We start from the raw sequence: 4,095 nt of genomic DNA on the forward strand, positions 1-4,095 counted from the left end.
ACCCAACCCCAGCCCCAGGTAGCGCCGCAGGGGCCCCGGCTCGCCCACCACCATGACCAAGGCGAGCACCCCGAGGATGACGTAGGCCACGTGGACGGGGGCCAGCGGTGCCTCACGCGCCAACCACCCCGTGGCCAGCAGTTGCACCATCACACCCACCTGCGCCATCCCCTTCGCGGGGCCGCGATTGAGCACCAGCACCAGCGCGAGCACCGCGTCCAGGCACACCAGGCCGTATGTCCACGTGGGGTCCTCCAGCGAGCCCAACAGGCCCGCGGCGCGGACGAACCAGGCCGCGGCGCTCGCCAGCAACACCCCCGCCGCAGGGCCCGGATGGGCGGACACCGCGCTGGTGACGAGGTCCCCACCGAACACCGTGGCGTCGTCGTCCGCCTCCACCATGGGCCGATCCAACCGCATCCGGCCAACCTTCTTGTGGGACTGGAGATGGTCGAACGGCTCCCCGCACGAGGGGCACGCACTGGCACCGCGCGGAATGGGGCTGTGGCCGCAGTTCGGACAGAGAGTCTGGGGCATTCCCCCCGCGTATACCGCACTGCCCGCGCCGCCCACGAGGCCGCGACATTTGCGTCAGGATGTTCTGGCTTTCCGCCCGGAAAGACGGACTTCTGCGGGAAGGCTTGACTCTGACATCGAGGTCAGATTGGACCTGGGTGCCAAGAATTGTAAGCCACGTGACGAAACGGGGCCGTTGAACGAAACGTCGAGATTGCGCTCGGAGTGAACGAAAACGCTCGATGAAACGATTCATACCCGGGCAGCACCGTGAATCCAGCGAGCTGGTTGTCTGCTTAACCCCGCTTTCTGCCTGGGAAATGAGGGGCATTGTCCCACCGGACAGGTAGTCAGGCGGCTGGCACCTCAACTGCATGTGTCAGACCCACGGTGTACTCACCCGCGTAGCACGGTGCGGTGGGAGGAACCCATGGGCAAGCGGACGACTCGTAGAAGTGGCGCGGTTCCCAGGCAGGGCCGGCGGGTGATGCCCGCGCTCCGGCGAACGGCCCAGCGGGCCCGGGCGGCCGCGGGCAAGGTCCACCTGACGGTGGGCGAGGTCATCGCGGCGGCCTTTGAGACTTCCGGCGGGGAGCTGGTGGATGTGCTGGCCCAGCTCACCTCGCCGCAGATGACCCGGGCGCTGGGGCGTCGCATCGTCGTGGAGGGCTGAGCCCTCCGCCCCTCTCCCGGCCGGCGAGGATCTCAGTCTCCCGCCATCAGGATGCCGGCGGTGTAGCGCTGCCGCGTGGGCTCTCCCGCGAGCAGTTTCTCGAAGTCTTCCGCGTTGTTCGGGTGCACCAGGAAGCTGCCGGAGCGTGTCTCCAGGCGCACAGGCGCGGCCAGCGACTGTGGCTCCTCGGCCACGGTGCCACCGCTGCCCTCGACCAGGCTGCGCGCCGGCACGGTGGCGCAGGCGGTGAAGAGCAGGAAGCCAGGAACAAGAAAGCGCCTCATGCGGATCCTCCGGTGGACGGACCCAGGGGTGGGCCCGCGCGCCCCTCCCTATGCCGCATCTCGCGCGGAGACAAGGTGCCGTGCGCCATCCCGGAAACGACGAAGGCCCGCGTCCCCCTGGGGAGATGCGGGCCTGGGACTTCACGCCGTCAACAGCCTGGGACTACCGGGGCTGCCAGCGCGGGCGGTGGTCATCGCCGCGCGACGTCTGGAGCGTGTAGCCCCCCAGCGGGTGGACGATGGGGTCACCCACCTTCGCGCCCGCCGCCGGATCAATCTGCTGGACGTAGAGCTGCCCCGCCTGGATGTAGGCCACGTAGTGGCCATCCGGAGAGAACGACGGGAGCGTGGCGCCCTCGGCGAAGCTGACCTCATCCCCCACCGGGGCGCCGTCCGCCGGGTTGATGCGGCGCAGGAAGATGATGTTGCCCGGGTCGCCGGCGCAGGGCGAGGTACCGGCGCCGCAGAGCACCGGCTCCCCCGTGGTGGGGTTGAAGAAGTAGGCGCGCACGTACGCCACCCAGCTGCCATCCAGCGCCCAGGTGGGGTTGGCGATGTAGGAATCCACCGAGCCCTCCTCGACAGCCGCCGTGCTGAACTCGGCAATCGTCTGCACGGCGGCGCCGCCCACGGGGACAATGTAGAGCGCGGTGTTCAGCCCCACCGGCCGTCTGTCATCCGGACGGAGGAACAGGAGCTGGTCATTGACGCGGTTGTAGTGCGGCTGCTCCGCCGTGGAGCCCGCGATGGCCAGCGGCGTGGGCGCGCCGCCCACGGTGGCCGTGGAGATGCCAACGGTGGCGGTGCTGAACGCGAACGTGTTGCCGTTGCGCCAGGCCGGGGAGGAGCCCAACGCGGTGACCCGCTCCACCGTGCCGCCCTCGGCCGGGACGCGGGAGATGCCGGAGATGCTGTCGTCCTCGCGGCGCACGTACAGGAGAGAATCCCCCGGCTCCCACTCCAGGTAGAGGAAGCCCTCGGTGCTGCCCGTGGTCCCGTTGGCGAGCATCGTGGGCGTGTCCGCCGCCAGCGGTACGTCGCGCGCCACCAGCTCACCGGCCAGGTTCCCCGACGAGGAGCCCGTCTCCGTGGCCCCCCGAACGAAGGCAATCCGGTTGCCGGCCGGGTTCCAGCGCGGGTAGAGGCTGTTCACTGCGGCGTCCGACAGCCGCGTGGGCTCCGGCGCATCGAAGCGCGTCACCACCGCGGCCATTTCGTCGGTGTCGTCCATGGCCGTGAAGGCCACGTGCAGCGCCTGACACGTCATGGCCTCCGCCGTGCCCTCACAGCGCAGGCCCGCGGCGCAGTCAGAGGACGCGGTGCAAGCCTCACCCTTGGCCCCCGTGCCGATGACGACCACGCCACCGTCGCCGCCCGTGCCCGCATCCCCTTCAGTGCCCGCGTCCTGTTCGGTGCCCGCGTCTCCCTCGGTGCCGGCGTCCTCTTCCGTCCCGGCGTCCCCCTCGGGCGGCCGCTGGACATCGCGCAGCTCACAGTTGCCCGAGCGGCACGTCCAATCCTTCCCCGCCGGGGGGGGCCCCTTGTCGCTGCGGCAGTCGAATGCATCGACACATTCGTCACCGCACCCCGTCGACAGCACCAGCAGCACGCCACACAGCGCGCTGATAACGACACGCTTGGTCATGGAAACCCTCCGGAGAATAGAGGGCGCGTATACCGTCGGCCTTTCCGGGCGCGCTGACCCGGATGCGCGGGAGCACGCAGCGTGTTCCTGAATGAACGGCCCAAGGGAGCTGCCTGCTCAATGATAGACACCCACTGCCACCTGGATGCCTCCCGCTTCGATGTCGACAGGACGGAAGTCCTGTCACGCGCCTGGGCCGCGGGCCTCCGCGGCATCGTCATCCCTGGCGTGGGCCCGCATGACTGGGAGCCCTTGCTGGAGATGTCCCGCCAGGATGCCCGCCTTCAGGTGGGCCTGGGCATCCACCCGCAGCTCCTCCCCGACCTGCCCCCGGAAGAGGACGACGCCGTGCTCGAGCACCTGGACGCGTTGCTCGCGAAGGGCGGCGCGGCGGCCGTGGGTGAGTGCGGATTGGACGGCCCCAGCCTCCCAGGCGCGCCGCTGGAACGGCAGGTGATGGTGCTGAAGCGGCACCTCGCGCTGGCGCGCAAGCACGGCCTGCCCGTGCTGATGCACTGTCACCGGCTGCACCCAGCCCTTATCGAGCTGCTGAAGGAGGAGCCCCTCCCCGAGGCCGGCCTGCTCATGCACAGCTACAGCGGCGGCGTGGAGCTGGCGCGCTTCTATCTCCAGAAGGGCTGCCACTTCTCCTTCGCGGGCCCCGTCACCTGGGCGGAGGCCCGCAAGCCCCTGGATGCGCTCCGGGCCATCCCCCTGGACCGGCTGATGGCGGAGACGGACGCCCCGGACCAGGCCCCCACGCCCCACCGGGGGACGCGCTCCGAGCCGGCCTACCTCCCCCACATCCTGGAGGGCATGGCCCACGTCCGGGGGGAGCCCGTCGAGGAGGTCGCCCGGCAGACGACCGAGAATGCCCGCCGCTTCTTCCGGGAAGCTTTCCCTGCACCTTCGCGGTAGGCGAGCGGTCGCGTTATAGAGGACCGCCATGAATCCGCAGCCGCTCCCCGCCCCTGCCC

Annotated in this window: 4 protein-coding genes and 1 pseudogene; 2 read left to right on the plus strand and 3 right to left on the minus strand. The window is 70.1% G+C overall.

All coding sequences use genetic code 11. From position 1 onward, the window contains the following. Positions 1–420: pseudogene (locus HNV26_RS37035) on the minus strand (zinc ribbon domain-containing protein); the annotation flags it as partial. Between the two features lie 526 nt (positions 421–946). On the opposite strand from HNV26_RS37035, the gene HNV26_RS37040 reads away from it, so the two are divergent. After that, the gene (locus HNV26_RS37040; RefSeq protein ID WP_043612925.1) at positions 947–1,189 is read left to right on the plus strand and encodes a hypothetical protein; all 243 of its coding nucleotides are present in this window, start codon (positions 947–949) and stop codon (positions 1,187–1,189) included. A gap of 32 nt (positions 1,190–1,221) precedes the next feature. On the opposite strand, the gene HNV26_RS37045 is transcribed toward HNV26_RS37040, so the two are convergent. Further along, complete coding sequence (locus HNV26_RS37045) at positions 1,222–1,473, minus strand: hypothetical protein (protein WP_171444786.1); 252 nt, start codon at positions 1,471–1,473, stop codon at positions 1,222–1,224. 163 nt (positions 1,474–1,636) lie between these two features. Beyond that, positions 1,637–3,118 (minus strand): TolB-like translocation protein, encoded by a 1,482-nt coding sequence (locus tag HNV26_RS37050; RefSeq protein ID WP_171444785.1) that lies wholly within the window; start codon positions 3,116–3,118, stop codon positions 1,637–1,639. Positions 3,119–3,238: 120 nt separating this feature from the next. Here HNV26_RS37050 and HNV26_RS37055 point away from each other — a divergent pair, with 120 nt between their 5' ends. Beyond that, on the plus strand, positions 3,239–4,036 hold the full coding sequence (locus HNV26_RS37055) for a TatD family hydrolase (protein ID WP_171444784.1): 798 nt from the start codon (positions 3,239–3,241) through the stop codon (positions 4,034–4,036). The last annotated feature ends 59 nt before the right edge of the window (positions 4,037–4,095 follow it).

This window comes from Myxococcus xanthus, from assembly GCF_013116825.1.
GTDB lineage: Bacteria > Myxococcota > Myxococcia > Myxococcales > Myxococcaceae > Myxococcus > Myxococcus xanthus_B.

Bases quoted from the DNA above. Each gene is read 5' to 3' on its own strand.
- HNV26_RS37040 (WP_043612925.1), top strand. From the start codon at position 947: ATGGGCAAGCGGACGACTCGTAGAAGTGGCGCGGTTCCCAGGCAGGGC.
- HNV26_RS37050 (WP_171444785.1), bottom strand. From the start codon at position 3,118: ATGACCAAGCGTGTCGTTATCAGCGCGCTGTGTGGCGTGCTGCTGGTG.
- HNV26_RS37045 (WP_171444786.1), bottom strand. From the start codon at position 1,473: ATGAGGCGCTTTCTTGTTCCTGGCTTCCTGCTCTTCACCGCCTGCGCC.
- HNV26_RS37055 (WP_171444784.1), top strand. From the start codon at position 3,239: ATGATAGACACCCACTGCCACCTGGATGCCTCCCGCTTCGATGTCGAC.